Annotated in this window: 20 protein-coding genes; 5 read left to right on the top strand and 15 right to left on the bottom strand. The window is 47.9% G+C overall.

Features of this window, described 5'->3' with window-relative positions; genetic code table 11:
• Positions 1 to 151 precede the first annotated feature (151 nt).
• Entirely contained in the window at positions 152 to 1354 is a 1203-nt protein-coding gene (locus EKM92_RS01665; RefSeq protein ID WP_125707225.1) for an MFS transporter, read from the top strand.
• Entirely contained in the window at positions 1338 to 2168 is an 831-nt protein-coding gene (gene nadC / locus EKM92_RS01670; RefSeq protein WP_125707227.1) for a carboxylating nicotinate-nucleotide diphosphorylase, read from the top strand. Before EKM92_RS01665 ends, nadC begins: the two co-directional genes overlap by 17 nt.
• Before the next feature lie 582 nt (positions 2169 to 2750).
• On the opposite strand, the gene map is transcribed toward nadC, so the two are convergent.
• Positions 2751 to 3548 carry a type I methionyl aminopeptidase gene (gene map, locus EKM92_RS01675; protein WP_125707229.1) on the bottom strand — a complete coding sequence of 266 codons (798 nt, stop codon included), beginning with the start codon at positions 3546 to 3548 and terminating at the stop codon, positions 2751 to 2753.
• A gap of 51 nt (positions 3549 to 3599) precedes the next feature.
• Positions 3600 to 4532 (bottom strand): NAD-dependent epimerase/dehydratase family protein, encoded by a 933-nt coding sequence (locus EKM92_RS01680; RefSeq protein WP_125707231.1) that lies wholly within the window; start codon positions 4530 to 4532, stop codon positions 3600 to 3602.
• Between the two features lie 110 nt (positions 4533 to 4642).
• Here EKM92_RS01680 and EKM92_RS01685 point away from each other — a divergent pair, with 110 nt between their 5' ends.
• Together EKM92_RS01685 and EKM92_RS01690 are read left to right on the top strand one after the other, a co-directional pair.
• Positions 4643 to 5101, top strand: a complete 459-nt coding sequence (locus EKM92_RS01685; protein WP_125707233.1) for a flavodoxin — start codon at positions 4643 to 4645, stop codon at positions 5099 to 5101.
• A 130-nt stretch (positions 5102 to 5231) separates the two neighbouring features.
• Entirely contained in the window at positions 5232 to 5702 is a 471-nt protein-coding gene (locus EKM92_RS01690; protein ID WP_125707235.1) for a glutathione peroxidase, read from the top strand.
• 44 nt (positions 5703 to 5746) lie between these two features.
• On the opposite strand, the gene EKM92_RS01695 is transcribed toward EKM92_RS01690, so the two are convergent.
• From EKM92_RS01695 to EKM92_RS01720, 6 genes are all read right to left on the bottom strand, one after another.
• Positions 5747 to 6907 carry a hydroxymethylglutaryl-CoA synthase gene (locus tag EKM92_RS01695; protein WP_125707237.1) on the bottom strand — a complete coding sequence of 387 codons (1161 nt, stop codon included), beginning with the start codon at positions 6905 to 6907 and terminating at the stop codon, positions 5747 to 5749.
• 2 nt (positions 6908 to 6909) lie between these two features.
• Positions 6910 to 8160 (bottom strand): hydroxymethylglutaryl-CoA reductase, degradative, encoded by a 1251-nt coding sequence (locus EKM92_RS01700; protein ID WP_164509870.1) that lies wholly within the window; start codon positions 8158 to 8160, stop codon positions 6910 to 6912.
• 2 nt (positions 8161 to 8162) lie between these two features.
• Complete coding sequence (locus EKM92_RS01705) at positions 8163 to 9338, bottom strand: acetyl-CoA C-acetyltransferase (RefSeq protein WP_125707241.1); 1176 nt, start codon at positions 9336 to 9338, stop codon at positions 8163 to 8165.
• A gap of 832 nt (positions 9339 to 10170) precedes the next feature.
• Positions 10171 to 11097, bottom strand: coding sequence for an FAD:protein FMN transferase (locus tag EKM92_RS01710; RefSeq protein ID WP_125707243.1), 927 nt, complete (start codon positions 11095 to 11097; stop codon positions 10171 to 10173).
• Positions 11097 to 12257: an NAD(P)H-dependent oxidoreductase gene (locus EKM92_RS01715; RefSeq protein ID WP_125707245.1), complete on the bottom strand. Its 1161-nt coding sequence runs from the start codon at positions 12255 to 12257 to the stop codon at positions 11097 to 11099. The genes EKM92_RS01710 and EKM92_RS01715 overlap by 1 nt, the downstream gene beginning before the upstream one ends.
• Positions 12254 to 12814, bottom strand: a complete 561-nt coding sequence (locus tag EKM92_RS01720; RefSeq protein WP_125707247.1) for an NADPH-dependent FMN reductase — start codon at positions 12812 to 12814, stop codon at positions 12254 to 12256. Before EKM92_RS01720 ends, EKM92_RS01715 begins: the two co-directional genes overlap by 4 nt.
• Positions 12815 to 13090: 276 nt before the next feature.
• On the opposite strand from EKM92_RS01720, the gene pyk reads away from it, so the two are divergent.
• Entirely contained in the window at positions 13091 to 14521 is a 1431-nt protein-coding gene (gene pyk, locus EKM92_RS01725) for a pyruvate kinase (RefSeq protein ID WP_125707249.1), read from the top strand.
• Positions 14522 to 14580: 59 nt separating this feature from the next.
• Here pyk and EKM92_RS01730 read toward each other — a convergent pair whose 3' ends face one another.
• The 7 genes from EKM92_RS01730 to EKM92_RS01760 form a co-directional block, all read right to left on the bottom strand.
• Positions 14581 to 15579, bottom strand: a complete 999-nt coding sequence (locus EKM92_RS01730) for a YihY/virulence factor BrkB family protein (RefSeq protein WP_125707251.1) — start codon at positions 15577 to 15579, stop codon at positions 14581 to 14583.
• 18 nt (positions 15580 to 15597) lie between these two features.
• Positions 15598 to 16326, bottom strand: a complete 729-nt coding sequence (locus tag EKM92_RS01735; protein WP_125707253.1) for a hypothetical protein — start codon at positions 16324 to 16326, stop codon at positions 15598 to 15600.
• Between the two features lie 162 nt (positions 16327 to 16488).
• On the bottom strand, positions 16489 to 17700 hold the full coding sequence (locus EKM92_RS01740; RefSeq protein WP_125707255.1) for a CamS family sex pheromone protein: 1212 nt from the start codon (positions 17698 to 17700) through the stop codon (positions 16489 to 16491).
• A 5-nt stretch (positions 17701 to 17705) separates the two neighbouring features.
• Positions 17706 to 19733 (bottom strand): NAD-dependent DNA ligase LigA, encoded by a 2028-nt coding sequence (gene ligA, locus EKM92_RS01745; RefSeq protein WP_125707257.1) that lies wholly within the window; start codon positions 19731 to 19733, stop codon positions 17706 to 17708.
• 682 nt (positions 19734 to 20415) lie between these two features.
• The gene (gene pcrA / locus EKM92_RS01750) at positions 20416 to 22656 is read right to left on the bottom strand and encodes a DNA helicase PcrA (protein ID WP_125707259.1); all 2241 of its coding nucleotides are present in this window, start codon (positions 22654 to 22656) and stop codon (positions 20416 to 20418) included.
• 185 nt (positions 22657 to 22841) lie between these two features.
• Complete coding sequence (locus EKM92_RS01755) at positions 22842 to 24218, bottom strand: MFS transporter (protein WP_125707261.1); 1377 nt, start codon at positions 24216 to 24218, stop codon at positions 22842 to 22844.
• Positions 24199 to 25770, bottom strand: a complete 1572-nt coding sequence (locus tag EKM92_RS01760; protein WP_125707263.1) for a DUF5060 domain-containing protein — start codon at positions 25768 to 25770, stop codon at positions 24199 to 24201. Before EKM92_RS01760 ends, EKM92_RS01755 begins: the two co-directional genes overlap by 20 nt.
• Positions 25771 to 25797 lie beyond the last annotated feature (27 nt).

Consider the following 25797-nt stretch of genomic DNA (forward strand, 5'->3'; position numbering starts at 1 on the left):
ATATCGGTGCCCAACAACTTGATCGACTCATGTCTTATCGTGCCCTTACAATTGAATTGACGGCCATATCTTGACTGTGTCAGGTCTTGGGTGTAAGCTCATAATCAACCTCGAATACATTTATTAAATCAAATCGAGGTCGGAGGAAAAGATGAAGACACCTAAGCACTTATTATTGATCGTCGGCACTGCCTGGCTGTTTGATGCCATGGATGTTGCCTTGCTATCATTTATTATGCCGCTGCTCAAAACTGAGTGGTCACTGACGGGAACCCAATTAGGCTTAGTCGGTGCGATGACGTCCATCGGGATGATCTTTGGCGCCTTATTATGCGGTCGCTTAGCCGATGCGTTCGGCCGCAAGCATGTGTTGATGGGCACATTGATTTTGTTTTCTGCTAGTAATTTAGCGTTAGCCTTTGCCCCAAACGTTGAATGGTTCATGGCCATTCGCGTGGTCACCGGCTTTGGCCTTGGTGGTGAACTCCCAGTGGCAGCGACGATGTTGGCGGATCACTTCACCGGCGTTAAGCGGTCGCAAATGTTGGTGTTAGGCGATAGCTTCTGGGCCTGGGGTTGGATCGTGGCGAGCTTGATCGCTTACCTGGTGATGCCGACATTTGGTTGGCGGATCGCTGTTGCCGCTACTTTAGTCGCGGCATTATATGCCTTTATTTTGCGGGAACATTTGCCTGCAGAACCAGTTCATGAAAAAACGGCTCATGCCCCATTTGCAGAATTAATGAAGCCTGCTCACTTCAAGCCACTGGCCACGTTAAGTGTGATGTGGTTTATCGTGATGTTGACTTACTACGGTATCTTCTTATGGTTGCCTAGTGTGTTGACTATGCGCGGCTTTTCGATCGTCAACTCATTAGGCTACACCTTGGCGATGAGTATCGCCCAATTGCCAGGTTATTACTTAGCCGCATGGTTGATGGGTAAGGTCAGTCGCAAGTTGATCATGGGGATCTACTTGATCGGCACCATTGTCGCAGCGTTAGTCTTTGGTAACGCAAGCTCCACTGCGATGATCTTAGTCGCCGGCGCTGCGCTTTCCTTCTTTGATCTCGGGGCTTGGGGGACGTTGATTGCCTTGACTCCTGGCCAATTTCCTAAAATTATTCGCGGCACGGCGATGGGTACTGCGCAATCGATCGGTCGTATCGGCGCGACTGTGGGACCATTTTTAGTGGGTTGGTTGTTTGATGCCGGTTTTGACATTCATGGCGTTTTCGGCTTGTTCGTCGGGATGTTGATCATCGCGTTGCTGGTCTTAGTGTTCGGGGTCAAAGATGAAAACATCGAAGACGTCACAGAATCGCAGGTGGCTGACAATGCCGCTAAGCTTTAAGCAAGTCGCCCCTGCTTTACAACAATTTTTAAATGAAGATCTCGGTCGCGGCGATCTCACTGCCCCATTATTGACTGGACGCCATGGGGCCGGTGTATATCTGGCGAAAACTGGCGGCGTGATCGCTGGGTTACAAATACCAGCATTCTTATATCGCATACTCGACGCTGACGTCGACTATCGCGCACTGGTTCAAGAAGGCGAAGTCGTCGCGGCTGGCACCCCGATTGCCGAAGTGCATGGTGATTTGGCAGTGCTACTTGCGGCAGAGCGACTGAGTTTGAATTTAATGCAGCGGTTGTCCGGAATCGCAACGGCAACGAAATTGGCAGTCGATACTTTAGCTGACCCCCGCATCCAAATTCTTGATACGCGCAAAACCGCTCCTGGTTTGCGGGTCTTTGATAAATACGCGGTGCGCGTCGGCGGCGGCGTCAATCATCGCTTAGGCCTTGATGACATGGCAATGCTCAAAGATAATCATTGGGCGGCGATCGGGGATTTGGATGCGGCGATTCAATTGCTACGTCGCGTCAATGGTCCAACGAAAATGATCGAAGTTGAATGTGAATCGCGTTCGCAAGTTGAACAAGCCATCATGGCGCAAGCAGATATCATCATGTTCGATAATCAAACGCCTCAAACCGTGAAAGCTTGGCAACAGCTGATCCCGGCAGGTGTCAAAACGGAAGTCTCTGGTGGCATCGAACTCAACAACATACATGATTATGCTGGTTGTGGTGCAGACTTCTTGTCGTTAGGTTACTTAACCAATCGTGTGGTCAATTTGGACATCAGTTTCAATCAGAAGTAAGCAAAAGGAGCGCAGACTGAGATGTCTGGGCTCTTTTTTTGACCAGGTGCAGACGAATTTAATTTAATGCACAACAAATCCACGAAACAAGATTCTGCTTCGTGGATCCTTGGCTGTATGCCATTCAATTACGTTCTAGCGTGATGACATCAAGTGCGTATCTGCGTCGCCTTGGCTTATTGGACCTTGACCACGTTCGGGACTAATCAGCAATGCATTAGCCTTTCGTCACACAGGCGTCACTTTCTTCCTATGTCGCCATAGGGAACTCGACCCGGTGTCACTGGTTTGAACCCCACAGGGGCCCAACAGTTTCGGTACTCTGATACGAGAGATCCAACGTTGCACAACAACCAAACGTAAAAGTCGCTGTGGCGCTGCGGGTCTGTCTCATTCGGTTTAACGAAGCTCTTCCGCCTCGCCATGAAGTGGTACGGTCAACCTGCGCTAAGCTGATCACTTCTCCTGACGATAATATAGCATCACACAATTTAAATTGCAAGCGGTTACGAAAGCTTTTTTAAACCAAAACAAAAAAGCCTCATGACGCTTACCGTTGTAAGCATCATGAGGCAAATGACATTAGTCAAGCAAGTACTTGGCGTCAAATTCTTTATCGTAGCTGGTCAAGATCTTAGGACCGTCGTTGGTGATGACAATGGTGTGTTCGAATTGCGCGCAGTCAGAGCCGTCAGCAGTGACGTAATATTCCCAGTCTTCATTTGGCACTTCTTTAGCTGCAATCTTCCAAGTCCCAGTGGTGATCATCGGTTCAATGGTGATGGTCATGCCAGCTTTCAAACGTAAGCCATGCCCTGCTTCACCATAATGTGGGACGTTTGGACTTTCATGCATGGTGGGCTGAATGCCATGGCCGATCAATTCGCGAACGTCGCCGTAGTTGTTTTCAACTTCGGTGAATTGTTGGATCGCATGGCCGATATCGCCGATCCGGTTACCGACTTGTGCTTGTTCGATGCCCAAGTACAAGGCCTTCTTGGTGTCGTCGAGGAGCTTTTGACGTTTGTCAGACACTTTGCCGACTGCATATGAGCGACAAGCATCAGACATGTAGCCTTGCCAGTTGACAACGGTGTCGACTGACACAATGTCGCCTTCTTTAAGCATCAAGCCTTTGCGAGGGATCGAATGCGCAACTTCATCGTTGATGGCAACACAAGTGGCGTAGCGATAGCCTTCAAAACCTTTTTCTGCGGCAACAGCGCCGTGAGATTCGATCCATTCATTGGCGAATTTTTCAATTTCCCAACTGGAGATGCCTGGGCGGATGATGTCGTCGAGTTTGGCTAACATCCCTGCTAAAATGGCACCAGACTTGGCCATGCCTTCAATTTCACGTGGTGATTTCAGTGTGATCAAAATGTGCACTTCCTATTTTTTTCTTCTATTCCAGTGTAACACAACTGTGACTTATTTCACGGAATCGGCGTAGATCTTCAAGCCGTCCTTCAATGGGGTGTGAGTCATGAAACCAAAGGCATTGATTTTATCCACATTAGCGTAAGAATCGCGAATGTCGCCAAGGCGTTCGTCTTTGTAAGTCGCGTTGAGTTTCTTGCCAGTGATGGCTTGTAAGTCGTCTGCAACTTGTTGCAAGGTGGTTTGTTGGCCATTGGCGATGTTGAAGACATCTGCGCGGGCTTCTGGGGTGTGCAACAACCCGATGATGGCAGACACCACGTCACCAACAAACACGAAGTCACGGGTTTGGCCACCATCCCCAAAGAAAGTGAAGGGTTTGTCGTTTTGCAAAGCGTTCATGATAATGGACAACACCCCAGAATATGGTGACGCTGGGTTTTGCTTAGGACCAAAAACATTAAAGAAGCGCACCGTGACAAATGGCAAGTCGTACAACCGTGAATAGTTGATGATCGCCCGCTCCGTCGCATACTTATCCACCGCGTATTGGGTCAAAGGATCAACGGCTAACGTTTCCACTTTTGGTAAGGTCGGGTTTTCACCATAAACCGCCGCCGAGCTTGCAAAGAACAATTTCTTCAATGGCAAATGTTCGCGACGAATGGTTTCAATGATGTTGAGGTTGGCTTCTTGGTTGATCTCATGGGTGTAATATGGGCGATCAACTGAATCGGCAACACTAGCGATCGCAGCCAGCAAGACGATGTAGTCAAATTTTTCATTGATCAGCAGTGCCGACATGAAGTCGTGATCGGTGATGTCATGTTTGATGAAGGTCACCTTGTCACTATCAGGTAAGTTGCTTAACAACCCCATCGATAAGTCGTCGACCACTGTGATTTGGTTATCCCCTTTGACCAATTCATCGACTAAGTTCGAACCGATAAAGCCGGCTCCGCCTGTTACCAAGTATTTGGACATGTTGCGCCTCCTAAGAATGTTGTCTATATTCTACCACACTACGCAACTAGTCGCCGCGGCTTAAATTTGCTATAATGGCGGTTAAAGTGAGTTACGAAAGGAAGTCCAACATGGTCAAAGCAGCAATCGTTTATGCCAGCATGACTGGTAATAACGAAGAAATCGCAGGCATCGTAGAAGAAGAATTTGAAAAGTACGGCGTTGAGGTCGACACCACCGAAGTCTCACAAGCAGACGCTGAAGATTTCGAAGATGTCGACATTTGCGTCGTCGCCACTTACACCTACTCTGATGTTGGTGATGGTGTGTTACCAGATGAAGCCGTTGATTTTTACGATGACCTCAAAGAACTCGACTTGTCCGGGAAAGTGTACGGCACTTGCGGGTCTGGGGACACCTTTTACGATGACTTTTGTACCAGTGTCGATGACTTCGCCAAAGCCTTCGATGAAACTGGTGCGACCAAAGGTGCTGAATCGGTGAAAATCGACCTCGCCCCTGAAGATGATGACATCAAAAAGCTGGAAGCCTTCACCAAAGCCTTGGTGGACAAGCAAGCTAGCTTATAAACCAACGAAGCGCAGGACTTTTAAGGTCCTGCGCTTTTTGATTGCAACGATTGCTGAAAGCGTTTTGCATTTATATCGTGCACAATTATTTTGAACGTGATATAGTTAAGGCAGAAAGCAGGTGTGCGACATGATTTATGATTATGACGTAACGTTAGAAAATGGTGACACGTATTCCATGAGCAAATACCGCGGCCATCCTTTGGTGATCGTCAATACAGCCACCAAATGTGGATTCGCTCCCCAATTCAAACAGTTGGAAAGTTTATACGAGCAGTTTAAAGATCAAGGCCTAGTGGTATTAGGCTTTCCATCTAACCAATTCAAACAAGAACTTGCCGATGGCCAAGCTGCCGCAGAAGCTTGCCGCCTAACTTATGGCGTGTCTTTTCCAATGCATAGCATGACAGTGGTCAACGGCGACGATGCTGATCCTTTATTTAAAGAATTGAAACACGATGCCCCTGGCGTTTTAGGAGAAGCGATCAAATGGAACTTCTCTAAATTCTTAGTTGACGCCGACGGTCATGTGGTCGAACGCTTCGCCCCTAAAACCAACCCTGAAAAAATGATCCCTGCGATCGAAAAAATTTTGAAATAAAAATATGCCCGCCGCTGAATCGATCAGTGACGGGCATTTTTCAACTAACGGGCTGCGTATTGGCGTTCTTGAGCTTTGACGCCAGTTAACACGAAGCGTCCCGCAAAATACTTCGGATCTGCTTGATAGTCATCAGCAGCATATGGCACTTTGTCATTGAACACTGCTTCGTATTCAGGCACTGAAAGCTGCTGGCGCTCATCGAGTAATTGCGCATGTTCAGCTGCGTGCAGATATTGTTCAAAGCCTTCAACCAACGTTGCTGAGAAGAATTCGCCGACGGCCCCAGAGCCATAAGAGAACAAGCCTAAGGTATCGCCTGCTTGCAAGCTGTCGTCGAGATCAAGCAATGACAACAAGCCTAAATATAATGACCCGGTGTACAAATTCCCGACCCGACGAGAATATTGGATCGATCGATCAAAATGCGCCATTAAATCGGCTTGTTTGGCGTCGTCTCCTTCAGGTAAGGCCAAACGCAACGCTTTTAATCCCATTTTGGTGTAAGGCAAGTGGAAACACAGCGCTTTGAAATCATCGAGCGTGTGGCCAGTGGTCGCTTTGTAGCGATCCCACAATTGTTGGAAGAAATCTAAATATTGCGCCGTGGAATATTTCCCTTTCGCAAGCGCGGTATCTTGATAAACCGGCCGCCAGAAATCCATGATCGAATCACTGCGATACACCGAATCATCGTGAATTTCCAAGATATGGGGGTGTTGTGACACGATCATTGCCACTGCCCCAGCACCTTGGGTCACTTCCCCACCAGTGGCTAAACCGTAGCGCGCAATGTCTGACGCGATCACTAACGCTTGTTGATCAGGATGCGCGGCGACAAAATCGCGCGCCATCATTAACGCGGCTGTACCACCATAACACGCTTCTTTGATTTCCACGGCGCGAGCCCATGGGCTGAGGTTTAATAATTTTTGAATGTACAACGCGCCAGCTTTTGACGCATCGATCCCAGATTCAGTGCCTAAAGCGATCAACCCGATGTGGTCATCTGGTGATAAAATGCTAGCCGCAGCGTCGGCACCCATCGTCACGATATCTTGTGAACTCGGAGCCACCGCTTGTTGGTCTTGGCCAATGCCGATGGTGTATTTGTCTGGTTCATCCCCGCGGGCTTTGGCTAATTCAATTAAATCAACGAAAAAAGCTGGTGTCGCCATCCCGATGCGATCAATTCCGATACTCATTGTTATTCCCCTTTTTGAAGACGAAGTTGCGTTAACAGTGCTTTGGCCGTGGCCAAATCTTTAGTTTGTTGTTGGAGTTGTTGGGCGACAACTTGGATCTCGTCGCCGACAGCGCCTGCTTGGATCGCTAAGGCATTGGCTTGTAGCGCCATGTGACCTGCTTGAATGCCAGGACCTGCTAATGCGCGCAAGGCTGCTAAGTTTTGCACCAAGCCAAGTGCGACTAATACTGCTTGCAAAGTGGCAACGTCTTGATAACTGCCTAAACGCTGCGCCGCTTGGGCAGCCGGCAAGGCACTGATCGCCCCGCCGACCACACCAACAGGCATCGGTAAGCTTAACTCGCCGACTAATTGGTCCCCGACAAGCTGCCACGTACTCAACCCAACGTAATGTCCAGAGTGGGCAGCATAAGCATGCACCGCCGCACTGACGGCACGAGTATCATTGCCGCTAGCTAACACCGCTGCCGCGATCCCGTTCATGATCCCTTTGTTATGGGTCACAGCCCTGGCGCCATCAACTTGCGCTAAATCACTTAACGCTGCGATCTTGCGGGCAATGGTGGCACCATCAGTAGTTTTAGTCGCTAAAGTCTCAACGTTTAAAGCAACAGTGGCTGTCGTCAATTGGCGATCATCATTGCTGAGGATCGCCACTAACGCTGGTGACCCTAGCCAGTCGCTGAGTTGGGGCGCCACGGCTTCGCAAATCGTGTTAACAATATTTGCACCCATGGCTTGTTGGACATCGATGATCAAACTGATTTTCAAAAAATGCGCGATGATCTCAGTTTCAACTTGTTGTAAACCGCCACCGCGTCGAACGATCGACGGATGCGCGGCGTCCGCTAAACTTTTGATCTCACCGCGACGGGCATTGATCACCAACTGCGCTGCTTGCAAGTCAGCTAATTGATCAAAAACGACTTCTCCAACTACCACATGCTTAGCAGCGGTGGCAGTGACCCCACCATTTAATTTGGCGATGCGGGCGCCATTGGAAGCCGCAGCGATCACAGAAGGTTCTTCCGTCGCCATCGGCACTTGATACATTTGACCATTGACCATCAAATCTCGCGCCACCCCTAATGGCAACGCAAATTGTCCGATTTGATTTTCACTTAACGCATCGGCGATCGCCTCAGGTAACACGTTGCGATCAGCCCAAAACGCTGCGTCTGCAGGCGTTAGATCACCTGATTGCATCAGTGCGTCGCGCCGCTGTGCCGGTGTCATTTGGTAAAATTTCACCATTAGCGACTCACCTGCATCGCCACTGCCATCCCGCCGCCGATGCATAAAGCACCGATACCGCGATGTTGTTGATTTTGAGCAAGTTCATGCACCAACGTCACCATCAATCGCGCCCCACTGGCACCAAGCGGATGCCCTAAAGCAATTGCGCCGCCTCGTGGATTCACCCGACTCATGTCCATGTGCAAATCGCGAGTGACGGCAACACTTTGCGAAGCGAACGCTTCATTGAGTTCTAACGTGTCGATCGCCGACAATTCAGTAGCGGTTTTCGCGACCAGCTTTTCGATCACTGACTTTGGGGCATAGCCCATGATCCGCGGCGCGATCCCGCCTTCTGCAAAACCATCGATCGCTGCTAACCAAGTTAACCCCAATTCTTCAGCTTTGGATTGCGTCATTAAGATCATGGCCGCAGCCCCATCGTTGATCCCACTGGCATTACCAGCAGTCACAGTACCATTGGCCCGAAATGATGGTCGCAAGCGTGCAAGCTTCTCGGCGCTGGTGTCTGGGCGTGGCCCTTCATCAGCATCAACAACCACATCACCTTTGCGACCATGAACGGTCACTGGGACGATTTCATCACCAAAAGCGCCATTTGTTTGCGCGGCAACGGCTTTTTGATGAGAGGCTAAGGCAAAAGCATCTTGTTGTTCACGTGACACTTGATATTCTGTGGCCACATTTTCTGCGGTGATGCCCATCGGTTCATGGGTGAACGCATCAGATAACCCGTCTTGCATCATCCCATCGACAAATGACACGTCCCCTAGTTTATGGCCATTGCGCATATTTGGTGCGTAAAAAGGCGTTTGGCTCATATTTTCAGTGCCGCCGACTAACACGATGTCAGCATCCCCCATCAGGATCGCACTTTGCCCTAATCGGATCGCTTTTAACCCGCTACCGCAGACTTCATTGATGGTCATCGCGGTACTGGTGTCGCTCATCCCCACACCTAAGGCAATTTGTCTGGCGACGTTTTGACCAGAATTTGCTTGTAAGACATTTCCGAAAATTGCTTGGTCGATTTGCTCTGGGGAGATCCCAGCAGCTTTAATGGCGGCAGCACTGGCTGCTTGCCCAAGCTCTACAGCTGATACCGAACTTAAGGCGCCGCCGAACTTCCCGATCGCGGTGCGCTTGGCACTCACAATGACAATGGTATCCATAACATCCTCCAAATCGTTGCGTCGAAATTCCCGACGGATAAGAAATTGTACTTTATTAGTATACGCGACTCCTTACCCATTTCAAAACAACGTTAACAATTCTTAAGTTGGGTACAATTATTTTGATTTTCCAGTTAGCGATGCCAACTTGCCTCCGGCACGAAAATCTGTGGGCTCCGATGATTTGGCGTCACTGCGATGAATTGGACAAGTTGCCAGTGCGGCCAGTTTCAGAAATCGGCAAAGTACGCCGATGTTCTTACCCCTAGATTTTGAGCCAAAGAAAATCACTTTGTCTCAAAATCTGCCGGTGAAATCTGCGCGAACCGCCAAAAACCAGCGTTTCACTTGATTTCACTACCACAGGCAACTTGTCCAATTCACCTCCGTTCTGCCAAATTATCTCCGCCCACAGACTTTCTGCGTTGGTATCGCTAGCTTACGAATCAAATAGCAGACATTGTGAATCGTTCATCGTGACAGACATCATATCAACGTAGACATACAGCGTTTCGTAGCCATCAGGCGCTAGTGGGCTAGCGTAGTGGAGGAACTGAAATCATCGAACGTGGCAGAAATATTAACGGAGACAATGGTTTTCTGTCTCCGTTAATATTTCAGGCAAATTCAAAGACGCGGGTTTCGGCTTTGAATTTAGGCGAAAGAGCATCGGCGGTCTTTGCCGATCTCTGTAGCCGGCCGGCCACGAGAGATGATTTCAGTTCCGAAACAGAGCTAGCCCACTGGAGCCTGATAGCAGCATGAAACGCTCAGGTCGCCAGACATCATCATCAAAAAAGGTTGAGACGAATGACGTCTCAACCTCTTCCCATTAACTTTGTAAATCAACGCCGACTGGTACCACGCGACCATCTTGATAAACGAACACCGCACCGAAGATCCCTGGTCGATTTTCCCAATTAGGGATCGGCGCGCCAGCAAAAAACAACCGCTTCGCTTCTGTTTCTGCCACCACTGACTGTTCCGCAAACACGGTGACGCCTGCAAGCTTCGTTTGTAGTGGATGACCGGTGCGAGAATCCAGCAAATGATGATATTGTTTGCCATTGACGATCAAGAAGCGCTCGTAAATGCCACTCGTCACCGCTGAGCATGCTGGCAGCACTGTCCGCCCAACTTCATCATGGCGTTCAGCTTGCGGGTCTTGGACCCCGATCACCCAACGCCCATCGCGGCGTCGTGGCGACTCGCCAACAAACACCAAGTTCCCGCCGAGATCGATAATGCCGCTAGTCACACCATATGCTCGCCACAAGTCAGCGATGCGATCGGCAATTTCACCTTTGGCAATGCCACCGAGGTCAAGCTCCATGCCAGGTTGCAACAACTTCACCGTCAATTGGTCATCGTCAAGTTCAACTTGCGTCGGATCGATCACTTGCTCGCGCGCTTGAATGTCTGCTTCAGCTGGCACATGTGCATCTTTAAAGCCGATCGCCCACAGTTTCACTAAAGGTCCGATCAACGCATTGAAGCCAAAGTGTTCGCGGCTGGCACCCACTGCCCGTTTCACCAGTTGATAAGTCGCAGGCGACACTGCAACCGCATGATCACCTGCCGCATGATTGATGCTCATCACTTCAGAGACATTGCGATTGACCGTTAAACGATCTTCATATTCTGCCACTAAAGTCATTGCAGCATCGATCGCAACATCACTTAATTCACCAAAAGTCGTCAAGGTAATGGTGGTGCCCAAGCCATAGCCGACTTTGACGCGTTTCGTCAACCGAGACATTAGTGTTCGGAAGCCCCGCTAGTGGCATCTGGTGCATCAGTGGTGTCAGCATTTTCAGCAGGGGCATCTGTTGCAGCATCATCATGTGCTGAAGCACCAGAAGTGGCGTCCGCCGCGTCATCAGCGCTAGCATCGCTGGCACCGCTAGTGGCATCAGCTTGAGAAGCACCACTGGTACCATCACTTGCACCCCAGGCGCCTTGATCATAGAAGTTCAAAATGTGTTCCACGCTACCAGTGAATTCAATGGTCCCAAGATAAGAGCCGTCCACATCACGCAGCGCATAATATTGGATCAACACGCGGTGACCATGCATCATCAAAGGCCGAGAAACACTGTCTCGAGAGCCATCTTTAAAGGAGTTGATGATCTTCATGACGATCGGCAATGCCTTTGGCGGGTGGCATTCATCGACGCCTTCACCAATTTCATTAGGATAGCGGACATGTTCGCGGTTAGGTTTGTTGGAATACCAAGTGAAGTGATCTGTGTGATCGATCAAATCAATTTCAAATGGGATCGTTGAAAGGATCTGTTGGACTTCACGGAAGCTCAAAGACCCAGTTGGGAATTTGATATAAGCGTCATCTAAATAAGGTTGTTTAGGCATCGAATCGTCCTCCTTAGGGGCAGTGGTTTCAATGAAATCAACAAAATTGTTAAAGTAGCTTTCCAGTTCTGCACGCACTTTGGCGTCAGTGACATTCCCGTCAACAAAAACTTTGGCGGCGTTGCCGATCAACACTTCATTACCTGACAAGGTGTAAGCATCGCAATCAGGACTCGCTAAGATCTGACGCAAATGTTCTTGTGCCCGCGCAGAAGCTTGGGGGCCGTAGCTGGTGCCGACGATCATCGCCGGTTTGTGATACAAGACATTTTGCTTGTAAGACACCCATTCAATGGCAGACTTCAACGCCGCTGGGATCGAGTGATCATATTCAGGGGTAGAGAAAATCACGCCGTCAGCTTGTTGGATCGCTTTTTTAAACGACCAAACTTTCATATCTAACGGTTCGTCAATGGAAAATGCTGGCAATTGGTCGATTTCTAAGATCTTAATGTCAGCCATCGCTTGAAAATGCTTTTGCATATATTGCAGCAACAAGCGGTTATAAGAAAAATCGGCATTAGTGCCGACGATCGCAACTAATTTCATGCTTGCGCCTCCTGTGCCGCTTGATGCATGGCGACGAAATCTTTGAACCCGTTATAACACAAGGTCAAAAAGTCGATAGTACCTTGGTCTTTTAAGTCGCCTTCAGCCGTAAATGCTTGTTTGGCTTGACCTAACAAGAATTCATTGCCAGGAAAGACTTGGGCAAACACGCCTGGTGAATCTAAGATCTGACGCAAATGTAATTGCGCCCGTGACGACCCTTGGGCAAATTTCGACGCACCGACGATCATCACTGGTTTGTTTTTGAAAGGATGCAAACGGTAAGATTCCCATTCGATCACCGACTTCAAACCACTTGGCACACTGTGGTTATATTCGGGACATGCGATGATCACACCGTCAGCGGCTTGAATTTGTTCAGCGAGCTTTACAGCAGGTTCAGGATCAGTGGCTGGGTGGTTTTCATTGAACATTGGGAACGGTTTAACTTCGACCAAGTCCAGTTGGTCTTCATCAAAATGCCGCTGCATAAATTGAAGCAGTTGGCGATTCACTGATTGGTTCGCGTTTGAGCCAACAATTGCGACAAACTTCACATTAATCACTCCTTACGACTAAAGTAACGGCTGATGCCATTACTTACGATTGTAACCCATTTAACAAAGATTACCAACGATGCAAATGGCATAGTGTTATGCAAATTCTTGGCATTTTGTGCTGTATCGCCATGTGCACCAAGTCAGAAAATATAACAAAAAATGGCAAGGGAATGAAAAGGCTTGCGTTAACTATTGCCTTATTAGTTAATATTCTTTAAAATAATAGTCGTGATTGTATCACGCTTACATAACTTTTTGGAGGAAATTTTACCCATGCGTAAAACGAAAATCGTTTCGACTTTAGGGCCTGCATCCAACGACTTGAAAACCATCAAAGCCTTGATCAATGCTGGTGCCAACATTTTCCGCTTCAACTTCTCTCATGGTGACCATGAAGAACAACTCGGCCGCATGAACTTGGTCAAGCAAGCAATGAAAGAAACTGGCGTCAAAGTCGGTTTAATGCTTGATACCAAAGGCGCTGAGATCCGCACCACTGCCACTGCTGACGAAGGCAAAGTGGCGTATAACACTGGCGACAAGATCCAATTATCCATGAACACTGGCAAATTGTCTGAAAAAGGCGCTGTTGATATCACATACGGTGGTTTATACGACGACGTTGAAATCGGTCATCACGTCTTGTTTGATGATGGTTTGTTGGATACTGAAATCATCGCCAAAGATCCTGAAAAGCGCGAATTGACCCTTGAAGTTCAAAACCCTGCTGAATTAGGCTCCAAAAAAGGCGTGAACTCTCCTGGTGTCTCCTTGCAACTTAAAGGCATCACTGAAAAAGATAAAGACGACATTCGCTTCGGTGTCAAGCAAGGGATCAACTTTATCGCTGCATCTTTTGTTCGCAAAGTCTCTGACGTCCAAGAAATCAAAGATGTCTTAGCAGAAGTCGGTGGCGAAGATGTCCTCATCATCCCTAAGATCGAATCACAAGAAGGGATCAACAACGCGGATGACATTTTAGCCGTTGCCGACGGCTTGATGGTTGCCCGTGGCGACATGGGGATCGAAATTCCTTATGAAGAAGTTGTCGCTGTCGAACAATCATTGATCCACAAGTGCAACTTAGTCGGCAAGCCAGTGATCACTGCCACTCAAATGCTTGATTCCATGCAAGAAAACCCACGCCCAACTCGTGCGGAAGTCACCGACGTGGCCTTTGCGGTATTGCAAGGCACTGATGCCACCATGCTTTCTGGGGAATCTGCTAACGGGGACTACCCTGTGCAATCTGTTCACACCATGGCTGTTATCGACGAACGCGCCGATCGCATGTTGCCAAAGCATTCCCCAGTGTTAGATGAATTGAAGCAATCTGGCTCCATCACCACTACCACTGCCATTGCTGCGGTGACTGCGGCAGAACGCGTCAATGCCAAAGCCATCATCGCCTTGACTGCTAGTGGTTACACTGCGCGTCAAATCTCGCGTTTGAAGCCTGAAGCTCCAATCTTGGCAGCGACTTACGACGAACGCACTGCTTCTAGCTTGTTGCTTTCTTGGAACGTGACCCCAGTTGTCTTTGACAAAGGCCAATCTTTTGAAGACTTAGTGGCAGACGCTGAAGCCAAGTTAGTTGCTAGTGGCGAACTTGAAGCTGGTGACGTGGTCGTCATCGTCGCTGGTTTACCATTATACGAACCAGGTTCCACTAACAACGTGATGTTACGTCGCGTCGCTGACTAAATTCATCCATTAAAAAACCGTCCGGAAGAAATTCCAGACGGTTTTTTAATGCCAGCAGATTACGATTTGCGTTGACGTTGCTTTTTGACAAAATCATGCACTTTCCCATGTGAGTGATGCAAATGTCCGGTGAAGTATTCAGCAACTAAGGCATTGATCACCCCGCCGATCAATAACAGCATCGCTGAGAAATTCAGCCACAACAGCAAGATCATCACGGTACCTAACGTGCCATATGAGGTAAACCTGGAACCAAACACCCGCATATAAAAAGAGAACACTTGCGCCAACCCTAACCAACCAATGATGGTAAACGCAGCCCCTGGCACAATAGTCCAGAATTTGATTTTGACATTTGGCAAGAAATAATCGACTGACCCAATCACCACGACTAACGCTGATACGGTGACTGGCCACCGCAAACTATCAAAGGTGTTCAGCCAAGTATCCGATAACCCAACAAGCGGCACCAGCCATTCCAAGAACTGACGGCCGAAGGTAAAGGCCACCATGACCCCACCTAACGCGACGATCAACAAGAAAATGATCACCATCGACAACAACCGCTGAATGAAGAAATTCTGCGGTGGCGTGATCCCATAAGCCTTGTTAAACCCATTTTTTAAGCCGTTGACGCCAAGGCTTGCCGCCCACAACGTCGCAATGGCCCCAATCGATAACGCAGAGCCAGAAGTGGAATTCAATAAGTTATGAATGATCGGGTCGATCCAACTCATGATATCGCTTGGAACGACTTGTTCTAAATAATCGGCGATGCCATCATAAGAAAAGCCGAATAGCGGCAGCAAGTTTCCTAACAAGATCAACATCGGAAACATCGACAGCAACGAATAAAACGCTAATGCCGCCGCTGTCATCCCTAGCTCGGCATCATTGAAGCGCCGCAAAGCTAACTTCAGAAATTCTCGAAACTTCAAGCCACCAGGAATATCCAAACTGGCCAATGGCACCCGCCCTTCAGCGATCGCCACTTTCTGTTCTTCAGTCAATGCCTGAGGGTGCTTTTCAATGCGGCGTTTCAAGCGCGCCTTAGACATAAACTCAACTCCTTTAGGTTAGTAGGCTTTGGCGACACTGCCATCACCGTAATAAAAATACATGTGCACCGCGACAGTGGTGCCATCAGCTTGGGTTTGATCCAAACCAACTTCGTAAGCTGGGACGCCTGTGTAATCAGTGGTATAGTCAATGACACTCACGCCATCGATCCGGGTATCGTCATATTCGCTAGGATTTTGAGCCATGTGTGCACGCACAGCGGCAACGGCTTTGACTTTGGGATCGACGGTAGCCTGTGAACGACTTGACGCACTTGACGCCTTAGCAGCACTTGCACTTGACGCTTCTGCACTAGATGACGCCTTGGAAGCACTGGCGGCACTGGCTTTAGCCGCAACACTTGATGATTTGCTAATGGATTGAGACAAACTTTTCGCTTGCTTGGAAACTGATTGTGCTTTTTTCAAACGTGATGATTGCTCTTTTTTGGTCGGCTTCTTCGTTGCGGTACTGCTTGACGTTGCGGTTTGCGCTGCTTGTGCACCAATTCCAAAATGCGGCAACACCCGGTCATAAACTAACACTGCTGCCAACAACACCAACACCACGATGATTTGTTTCCGCGCTGAACTCACCACTTGGGCTAAGCGGCGTTCACGCGTCCGGACATATTCTTTTTTGCCAGCGGCGCGAAAGCGAATGTAAAAGCTGATCAAGACGATCACCAATAATGCAACTAACACCAATTCACGCAACAACATGTTATGTAGCAAACTTGCCCCCATAATGACCCTCCGCAAAATACCTGATGGGTTTATTATACCAGTGTGACCCACCTGCGACCAGTCACCACCTCACGTGAAAAAAGCTGAGTTCTCCGCATCAATTCGTCAAGTCTGAAAAGGTCATCAAAAAAGCCTGACGTGAACACGTCAGGCCAAATTCAATTAATAACTCCCAAACACATGGGTATAGAAGCTCTTTTCTCCAGATTCACGTGCCACAAAGGCTTGGATCCCCCCAGTGGATTGGATCTGGATCTCGATTTTTGCCCCACTTGGCAGATCTTTTTCAGCAGTGGTGGCGACATATTGGGTAAACGATTCGATTTCCGTCAACCCGTAGAACTGGGTATTGATGGTGATGTTCATCCCAGTTAATTGCCCAGATTGATAGTGCGTTTGCGCGGTCACCCCAGCTAAAGTTGGGAAGAAGTTCTCAATGGCATCTGAGAAATTGGAAAAATCATTTGATACCGTCGAGTTCACGGCTTTTTCATTCTCAACCACCGGTAAGACTTGGTTCTTTTCATCGATCGACTTCCACGAACTCAATGAATTGCCCGAGTCACTGGTCGTTGAGGCAAAGAAGGTCCCACCGACTAAGGCATCTTGATCGGCGTTTTTATACAATGCGACCACAATTGGCGTGGTGCTGGAAACCCCTGACATTTTACGCAGGCGCTTGACGACAGTGGCGGCCATTTCTTTGCCGTATTTCTCAAGATCTGCTTGCGGGATCTGGGTGGAATACGTCGCACCATATTGTTTCTTTTGGTAGTAGTAGTATTCATTCATCCCTAATGCAATCGAGATACCGCCAAGTTTCATGCTGTTGCCACTTGTTTGCATGTAATCTTGTTCCAAAATCGTAGCCAAATACTCAGGTTTAGAGGTTTGGAAATCAGTGATCACCGCGCCGCTTTTGCCATTTTTATATTGGCTAGGGTTTAACCCATCTGGACCTTCAGACACTAACGCCGTTGATTTGGTGGTGGCAGCTTGACGCATCAACCAACTTTTAGCAGTGGCAGTTGAGATCAATTGTCCTTCTTCCAACGAGTATTTGCTGGTGGAAAAATGAGTCATCGAAATCGACTGCAACCCCGACTCCATCGACTTGATGTTGTAAGTGTTTGATCCTTGCGTATTGGTATCGATCGTCAAACCGCGGGCAGAACTGGTTTTGTAGCTTCCGTTTTGAATGACACCTTGATACATATCGGAATTCACAGATCCAGTGGTTTGATATTTACTGGTACTGGTGCCGCTGCCACTCGTCGCGGTGCTGTTGGAATCTGAACTAAAATTCAACTTCCCACAACCTGCCAAAACTGCGGCTAACACCACCAGTGCTGCTACTGCCTTGAATTTCTTCACAATGATTAAACCTCTCCTTGCAACGTGTTTTTCAATGTCGCCTCATCCATCACCGCAATGCCTAAGCCTTGCGCTTTGGTGAGCTTACTGCCAGCTTTTTCGCCTGCGACTAAGAGATCCGTTTTCTTTGAAACTGACCCTGTCACTTTTGCCCCAAGGCTGGTGAGTTGTTTGGTCAACTCAGGCCGTGATGCCATTTCAAATGAACCGGTGATCACCACCGTTTTCCCAGCGAAAAAGCCGTCAGTGGCAACTGCCTGTCCACTAGTATAGCGCATGTTGACCTTGGCATCGCGTAATTCTGTCAATAATTGTTGCGCGCCAGGCATCGCAAACCAAGCGACTACCGCTTCGGCGATGATCGGACCGATGCCGTCAACAGCAGAGATCTCGTCAACGTCAGCGTGTTGCAACGCATCGACTGATTCAAAGTGTGCCAACAACAACTGCGCCGCTTTCCCACCAACATGGCGGATCCCCAATCCAAATACTAGGCGTTCTGCGGAGTTTTGCCGACTATTATCGATCGCATTTAAGAGATTATTAATCGCTTTTTCTTTGAATTTATCCAAACCAGTTAAATCATCTGCCGTCAATTGATATAAATCAGCGACATCATGGATCAAGTCATGACTCATCAACTGGGCAATGATCTTTGGCCCTAAGCCATCAATATTCATGGCATTGCGTGAGGCAAAATGCGTCAATTGCGACGCCACTTGCGCTGGACACCGCGGATTTAAGCAACGCAACGCCACTTCATCATCGAGATGCACTAACGCTTCTCCACATGATGGACAAGCCGTCGGGATCTCAAGCGGTTGCGAATCTTCCCGTCGTTGATCGATCAACACGCGAGAGACTTCTGGGATAATGTCACCTGCTTTATGCAACATCACCACATCACCTAAGCGAATGTCTTTTTGTTGGATCTGATCGACATTGTGCAACGTCGCGCGACTCACAGTGGTTCCCGCTAATTGCACTGGATCCATCACTGCAGTTGGGGTGACCACCCCAGTGCGGCCAACGGTCCATTCCACATCGCGGATCGTGGTTTTCGCTTCTTCAGGTGGAAATTTGTAGGCAATTTCCCACCGTGGAACTTTCACAGTATTGCCCAGTTGTGCTTGCAGTGCCAAATCATTGACTTTCACCACAATGCCGTCGATCCCATAAGCGAGGTGATCGCGATCAGCGGTTTGGGTGGTAATGTAGTCATCCATCGTTTCAAGATCTTTGGCAACAACACTCGATGGATTCGTGGCAAACCCCAACTTTTGCATAAAGGCGATCGCCTCATGTTGGGTGTGCAGATCATATTGCGCAGGCTCGATCACCGTATACATAAAAGTCGCCAGTTTGCGGGCTTTGGTGATTTTGGCATCGAGCTGCCGCAAACTCCCAGCCGCCGCATTCCGTGGATTGGCAAAAATCGCTTGCCCTTCTGCTTCACGACTGGCATTAAGTTCTGCAAACGCCGATTTTGGCATGTAGCATTCGCCACGGACTTCGATATTTAGCGGTTCCGGCAAGGTTTGGGGAATGTCGGGAATGGTGCGAACGTTTTTGGTGACGTCTTCGCCGATGTTCCCGTCGCCTCGTGTGGAGCCTTGAACAAGCTTGCCGTTTTCATAAACTAGCGACAATGACAAGCCGTCGATTTTGAGTTCAACGTTGTAATCAACGGATCGATCGACGCCAGCTTCTAAGCGTTCTGCCCAGCCTTGCAATTCTTCAAGGGAAAAGACATCCCCCATCGATAACATCGGGATCGGATGTGGGACTTTCGGCAAGTCATCGTCAGTGGCACCGCCGACCAGTTGTGTCGGTGAATCAGGCCGCACTAAAGCTGGGAATGCTGCTTCAAAGTCTTGCAGGCGACGGTATTGCAGATCATATTCATGATCTTCAACAGTCGGTGCATCGTTGGTGTAGTATTCATCGCGCCAAGTATTTAGTTGCGCCACTAAAGCGTCAACTGCGACTTGTGCGTCTGCTTGCGTGTATTCATTGATCGGCTTTTCGGCCATCTTCAACACTCCTTCATTTGATCCTACTGATCGATTTCCTGATAAATTCGTTGTCCGGCAGCATCAGTGTTTCATGCCGCCACCAGGCGCCAGTGGACTAGCTCCGTTTCAGAACTGAAATCATCTCTCGTGGCCGGCCGGCTACAGAGATCGGCAAAAACCGCCGATGCTCTTTCGCCTAAAATCAAAGACGAAACCCGCGTCTTTGATTTTACCTGAAATATTTGCGGAGCCAGAAGCCCACTGTCTCCGCAAATATTTCTGCCACGTTCGATGATTTCAGTTCCTCCACTGCGCTAGCCCACTGTCACCCGATGGCTACGAAACGCGTTATGTCAACGTTGATATCATGTTCAGTCATGTAAATAACGTCGTAACATCGTCGTATTTGATTTGTAAGCCAGTGATATTAACGTAGAAAATCTGTGGGCGGAGATAAAAAGCGTGGAGGCGGGATAGACATCAGCCGTGGGCCTCTTAGCGATTTATCGCTTAGAGGCCAGCGAGAAGGAGATCCACTCGCGGTCTTTGCGAGTTAGCTCCGACGAGCGTCATTGCGTTCCATGTCTATCCCGCCGGAACGCTTTTTATCGGAGCCCACAGCTTTTCGTGCCGGAGGCAAGTGGTATAGCAAGCTGAGAGATCAAATTCACACTCATGATGCTGGACAGCAAAAGTAACATTACGCTTTTTTGATCGGGGCAAAGGCCGCTAACAAGCGCTTCACGCCTTGTGAGGCAAAGGCGATATCGAGTTCTTGATCATCACCTGAGCCATTGACTTTGACGACAGTCCCCATGCCCCACTTGCGATGTTCCACTTTATCGCCAGCAGTCCAACTTTCTTTGCCAGCGGCAGTCGTTGGGGTTGCGGAGATTTTCTTAGCTTTCGTCCCAACAGGATGACGTGAGTAAGTCGGCGTCACGGCACGTTGGGTGCGGTTGATAAACGGAATATCTGATTTCGGTTGGACCTGGCCGGCAGTTTCTAACAATTCAGGATCAATTTCTTCAATGAAGCGACTGGCAGGGTTGTTTTGACGTTGACCATAAAGCATGCGGCCATAAGCATTAGAAATGAATAATTTCTTTTGGGCGCGAGTGATGCCGACGTAGGCTAAGCGACGTTCTTCTTCTAGCTGCGTTTCATCCATGGCGGCGCGACTTAATGGGAACAAGCCTTCTTCCATGCCGACCATAAAGACGACAGGGAATTCCAAGCCTTTAGCCGCATGCAACGTCATCAAGGTGACTTCTTGGGCGTCTTCTTCAATACTATCTTGATCAGATAATAACGCCAAGTCGGCTAAAAAGTCGACAAAGATGTCTGAATCTTCTTCTTCAGGTTCATAGCGGTCGTCGAATTGCTTGGTCACTGACAGTAATTCATTCAAGTTATCAATGCGAGTGTCGGCTTCAATGTTATTGGCGGCTTTCAATGCTGGCAAATAGCCAGATTCATCTAAAATGTGCTCCATCATTTCAGTAACGGAGAAATCTTTGCGTTGAACCGCCAGCTTTTGCATCATCATGCCAAATTCTGATAAACCTTTACGAGCTTTGCCAGAAACTGGGGTGAGTTCAGCGTTTGCAGCTGCTTCCAGTAAACTCCAACCATTTTGGGTGGCGAAAGCTTCAAGCTTTTCAATGGACGTGGCGCCGATGCCGCGTTTGGGTTCGTTGACGATGCGGTTAAAGGACATATCGTCATCTGGATTGATCACCAAGCGGAAGTAGGCGAGCGCGTCGCGAATTTCTTTGCGGTCGTAGAACTTGTGGCCGCCGACCATTTTGTAAGGAATATTACTTTTGACGAAAGCTTCTTCAATGGAACGCGATTGCGCGTTGGTCCGATACAAAATCGCGAAGTCGCCGTATTTGCGATGTTCCGTTTTCATTTGCGCTTCGATTTGCTTGATCACGAAATACGCTTCATCAAGTTCTGATTGTGCGCGATAATAAGTGATCTTCTCCCCTTGAGGATTTTGCGTCCACAAGGTTTTGACTTGGCGCTTTTGGTTGTGTTTGATCACACCGTTAGCGGCATCCAGGATAGTTTTGGTGGAGCGATAGTTTTGTTCCAAAAGAATCACTTGCGCGTCTTTGTAATCTTTTTGGAAGTCCAAAATGTTTTGCATGTTGGCACCACGCCAACCGTAAATACTCTGGTCGGCATCCCCGACGACACACAAATTACGGTAGCCTTCTGCCAGCATGTGCACCAATTGGTATTGGGCTTCGTTGGTATCTTGGTATTCGTCGACGTGAATGTATTGGAATTTACGTTGGTAGAATTCCAAGGTTTCTTTATCTTGTTGGAACAATTGAATGGTCATCATGATCAAATCATCGAAATCTAACGCTTGATCGCCGCGCATCCGCTTTTGATATTCACGGTAGACGTCTGCGGTGATTTTTTCGATCGGGCCAGCTGCTTGTTTTTGATAGTCATCTGGGGTCAATAAATCGTTCTTCGCATTGGAAATTGTTGATAAAATGCCTTTAGGATCATAACGCTTAGGATCGAGGTTGAGATCCGCTAAAATATGCTTCACCAGTGTCAGCTGTTCTGCAGGATCAGCGATGGTAAAGGCGCGGTTCATCCCAAGTTTTTCAATGTCGCGGCGCAAGATCCGCACACATAGCGCATGGAACGTGGAAACCCACACGTCACGGGCAACTTCTGCATCAAGCAAACCGCCGACACGTTCTTTCATTTCTCGCGCAGCCTTGTTAGTAAAGGTGATCGCCAGGATCCGCCAAGGGTTCACGTTTTTTTCTTCGATCAAATAAGCAATACGGTGGGTCAAGACTCGCGTTTTACCCGAACCGGCCCCAGCCATGATCAGTACAGGGCCTTCAGTTGCCAGTACCGCCTCAGTTTGCTTGTCGTTCATGCCGTCCAACATTGGAACAGTCGCCATGGAATTATCGTCCTTTCGTCATACAGTCAGTTGTATCAATTGTACCAAAAAACTCATCGGCTTAACAGGGAAACGAACGTGTGTACGCAGCTATTCTTAATGATTATAATTGCGACTTTCAGGCTTTGAACCGACAATCGTTTTCACCCCAATAAAAAAGAAGCCGAAATCGGCTTCTTTTTCAGTCAGTGTGTGTTGCTCATGTTTTTTAATTCTGAACGAATCTTTGGCGCCTTTTTGTCTAAATCGTAAAAGAGCATCAACACGATCATGATGACCACGACAACGATTGGAATCCAAATAAAGGCATTGACAATGGTGCTGACTGTTTGCGCAGATTGTTTTGCCAACGTGCCATCGTAATTTGAGAAAGCTAAGATCCAAGCAACCATTGCGCTTGACAAGCCCATCCCAATTTTCATGGAAAAGCTATTGGCAGAGAATACTAAACCATCAGTGCGAAGGCCAAATCGCCATTCTCCGTAATCGATCACATCAGTCAACATCGGATTAGTGGCAGCCGTCATCGGAATCGTTCCGATCATCCGGATCAAAATGCTGATAATCATAAGCGTTTTACTGTAAGGATTGATCAGCATTAACAAACTACCAGGAATCACGAGGATCAAGCCTGCAACGGTTGCATTTCGCTTACCCAACTTACGAACAATCGGTTCTGAAAATGGCAAACCGACGGCAACTGGTAAAACTGTTGCAACGCCAAGTAACGAAAGTAAATTGGAATCATTCAACACATATTTGGCAATATAGGCGTTCATCCCATTGGCAACGCCGTTATAAAGCCAATTCACCAAGCCAAACGCCGTTGTTAACCACCAATATTTATTTTTAAACAAGGCGTTGAACTGGCGCTTAACGCTGACATGTGGCGTGTTCTCACTTTGTTTAATGACAGGCTTTACACGTTCTTTAGTGAACTTAAACGTAAAGTAATAGCCAAATGGAATTAAAACGCCGATTGTACCAAATAAAACAAACCATCCAGTAGCAGAGCCTGCCGGAAACAAATTGATGATTGGCATCCCAATGATCGACAACAACATCGAAGCGACATTAGCAGTCGTCATGCGAAAAATATTTAATTTCGTGCGTTCATCTGAGTTACTCGTGATTAGCGAATTCATCGACCCATAGGGAATATTGACGGCTGAATAAAAGAAATTAACAATGAAGTAAATGCCAAAGGCGTAGATCAATGCTAATTTGCCATCTCCAAATGGATTGGTAAACAGCAAAATGAAACTGATCCCAAACGCGATCCCGCCAAATAACACCCACGGTCGCGCTTTACCGAACTTGGTATGCGTCCGATCCACCAAAATACCAACAATAATATCCCAAACCGCAATGATAAATCGGACGGATAATAGGATAATGGCAGCCGTCGCTGCCTTGATCCCAACCACGTCGGTATAAAACATCGTTAAGTATGTCGCCATCGCGTTATAAGCGATACTCGTCCAAAAATCGCCCATCCCAAAGGCAAATTTTTCTAGGAACTTTGGTCGATAATCACTTTCATCATTCACCTTCGCTACCATGACGGTCGCCTCCTTTCACCGTCAGCAACAGCGCTTGATATTTACCTGCAGGCATTTCAAACCATTTCGACTGGTCTAACACTGGTTCAAAATCTGTGATCGTCATATTCCATGTATTCACAAGCTGTGCCGTATACTGCTTACCTGATGCGAGAAATGGTAAATTCTCAAATCGCGGTTGACTGGTTCCAAAGTAAATCACGACATGAGATTGATCTCGAGACTGTCCAGCGTACAATTCCCAATCCGCAGTTTGAATACCGATAGGCTCAACGTCGCTTAATTGATTCTTTGCAAAGAGGTCCGCTAAAAAGTTGATCCGTTTATAACTTTCGCCATGCAGCTGACCGCCATGGGCCCACCAAATCGGACGATCCGTATTGGGACGATCGAGATAGGTTTCACCATGTGTTGCATAAGCACCATGCGCCATTAATTTCCAGAAACTGTCAACGAGATCTTCTGCCGACATATCGCCCCAGCCCATTTCAATATTACCTTCATATCGACATTCATCGAAAATCACCGGTTTTTGATAGTCATTTTGCCACTGGACTGCCATGTAAAGTGAATAGTTTTGCAAACTCAAATGAGTGATCCACGGTTTTGAGTAATCGTACCAGTTGCTGGTATTGAGTTGATGACGCGGTACATCATAGAAATTATGAATGGAAAGCAGGTGGTTTGAAGGATCTTCTTGATGGACCATTTGCCCAATCTCATCCCACTCTCCCAATTGAATTTGATCATACATCGCCATCAGATCATACTCATTGGCCAACGACCACCAAACGTTTTTGTAGCTTGCTAGCCGGGCAACGATGTATTTGATATAACGCATGTTGGCATCATGACCCATCCGAGCAAATCCCCAATGATCATACGGATGAAATAAGATCAAATCGGCTTGAATTCCCAGTTGATCTAATTGTGCGATGCGCTGTTCAAGATGCTGAAAATATTTAGGATTGAACTTTTCAAAATCAAAATGAATTTGATCTGGCGCAACTTCCCAGTCATCAAAGGTAAATGGATGGTCGCTTGGTGTTTGAGTCCCAACATAAGGATAGGACTGAGGTTCGGCAGTATTGTAATTGTAAAACTTCGGAAAAACAGTCATGCGTACTTTGTTAAATTCATTGGCTTCCAGGGTGTTCAAGGTGTCTTCTTGAACAGATTCAGGTTGAAACGCCCAAGCATAGGCAGTCGTGCCGATCGGCATGTAAGGTGACCCATCGGCATAGCGAAAGCTCGTACGGTTGTATACAACGACCGGTCCATGATTGTTGCCAGTTGCAGCAACGACTTCAAACTGTCCATGCTGGTGATCCAGTTGGGCAACATTAGACTGAGTTGTGTAAGACCAGGTCCCTACGACATCAGCCATAAACCGAAAAACATAGGTTCCATCGCCATCATAAAAGCCTCGAACAGTGCGACGTTCGTTCTCATGTTGTAAGATCGCAAAAAAATCTACGTCGACGAAAGGGTTACCAGTGGTTGGTCCTTGGAATGTGAATTCGTTTTTTTGCCATTGTTCAATTGTGTTCATCAGGTATCCTCCGAGTGTTTGCTTTTT

The organism is Lacticaseibacillus porcinae (genome assembly GCF_003946305.1).
Lineage (GTDB): Bacteria > Bacillota > Bacilli > Lactobacillales > Lactobacillaceae > Lacticaseibacillus > Lacticaseibacillus porcinae.

Bases quoted from the DNA above. Each gene is read 5' to 3' on its own strand.
- EKM92_RS01665 (WP_125707225.1), top strand. From the start codon at position 152: ATGAAGACACCTAAGCACTTATTATTGATCGTCGGCACTGCCTGGCTG.
- nadC (WP_125707227.1), top strand. From the start codon at position 1,338: ATGCCGCTAAGCTTTAAGCAAGTCGCCCCTGCTTTACAACAATTTTTA.
- EKM92_RS01680 (WP_125707231.1), bottom strand. From the start codon at position 4,532: ATGTCCAAATACTTGGTAACAGGCGGAGCCGGCTTTATCGGTTCGAAC.
- EKM92_RS01685 (WP_125707233.1), top strand. From the start codon at position 4,643: ATGGTCAAAGCAGCAATCGTTTATGCCAGCATGACTGGTAATAACGAA.
- EKM92_RS01690 (WP_125707235.1), top strand. From the start codon at position 5,232: ATGATTTATGATTATGACGTAACGTTAGAAAATGGTGACACGTATTCC.
- EKM92_RS01695 (WP_125707237.1), bottom strand. From the start codon at position 6,907: ATGAGTATCGGAATTGATCGCATCGGGATGGCGACACCAGCTTTTTTC.
- EKM92_RS01705 (WP_125707241.1), bottom strand. From the start codon at position 9,338: ATGGATACCATTGTCATTGTGAGTGCCAAGCGCACCGCGATCGGGAAG.
- EKM92_RS01710 (WP_125707243.1), bottom strand. From the start codon at position 11,097: ATGTCTCGGTTGACGAAACGCGTCAAAGTCGGCTATGGCTTGGGCACC.
- EKM92_RS01715 (WP_125707245.1), bottom strand. From the start codon at position 12,257: ATGAAATTAGTTGCGATCGTCGGCACTAATGCCGATTTTTCTTATAAC.
- pyk (WP_125707249.1), top strand. From the start codon at position 13,091: ATGCGTAAAACGAAAATCGTTTCGACTTTAGGGCCTGCATCCAACGAC.
- EKM92_RS01730 (WP_125707251.1), bottom strand. From the start codon at position 15,579: ATGTCTAAGGCGCGCTTGAAACGCCGCATTGAAAAGCACCCTCAGGCA.
- EKM92_RS01735 (WP_125707253.1), bottom strand. From the start codon at position 16,326: ATGGGGGCAAGTTTGCTACATAACATGTTGTTGCGTGAATTGGTGTTA.
- ligA (WP_125707257.1), bottom strand. From the start codon at position 19,733: ATGGCCGAAAAGCCGATCAATGAATACACGCAAGCAGACGCACAAGTC.
- pcrA (WP_125707259.1), bottom strand. From the start codon at position 22,656: ATGGCGACTGTTCCAATGTTGGACGGCATGAACGACAAGCAAACTGAG.
- EKM92_RS01755 (WP_125707261.1), bottom strand. From the start codon at position 24,218: ATGGTAGCGAAGGTGAATGATGAAAGTGATTATCGACCAAAGTTCCTA.
- EKM92_RS01760 (WP_125707263.1), bottom strand. From the start codon at position 25,770: ATGAACACAATTGAACAATGGCAAAAAAACGAATTCACATTCCAAGGA.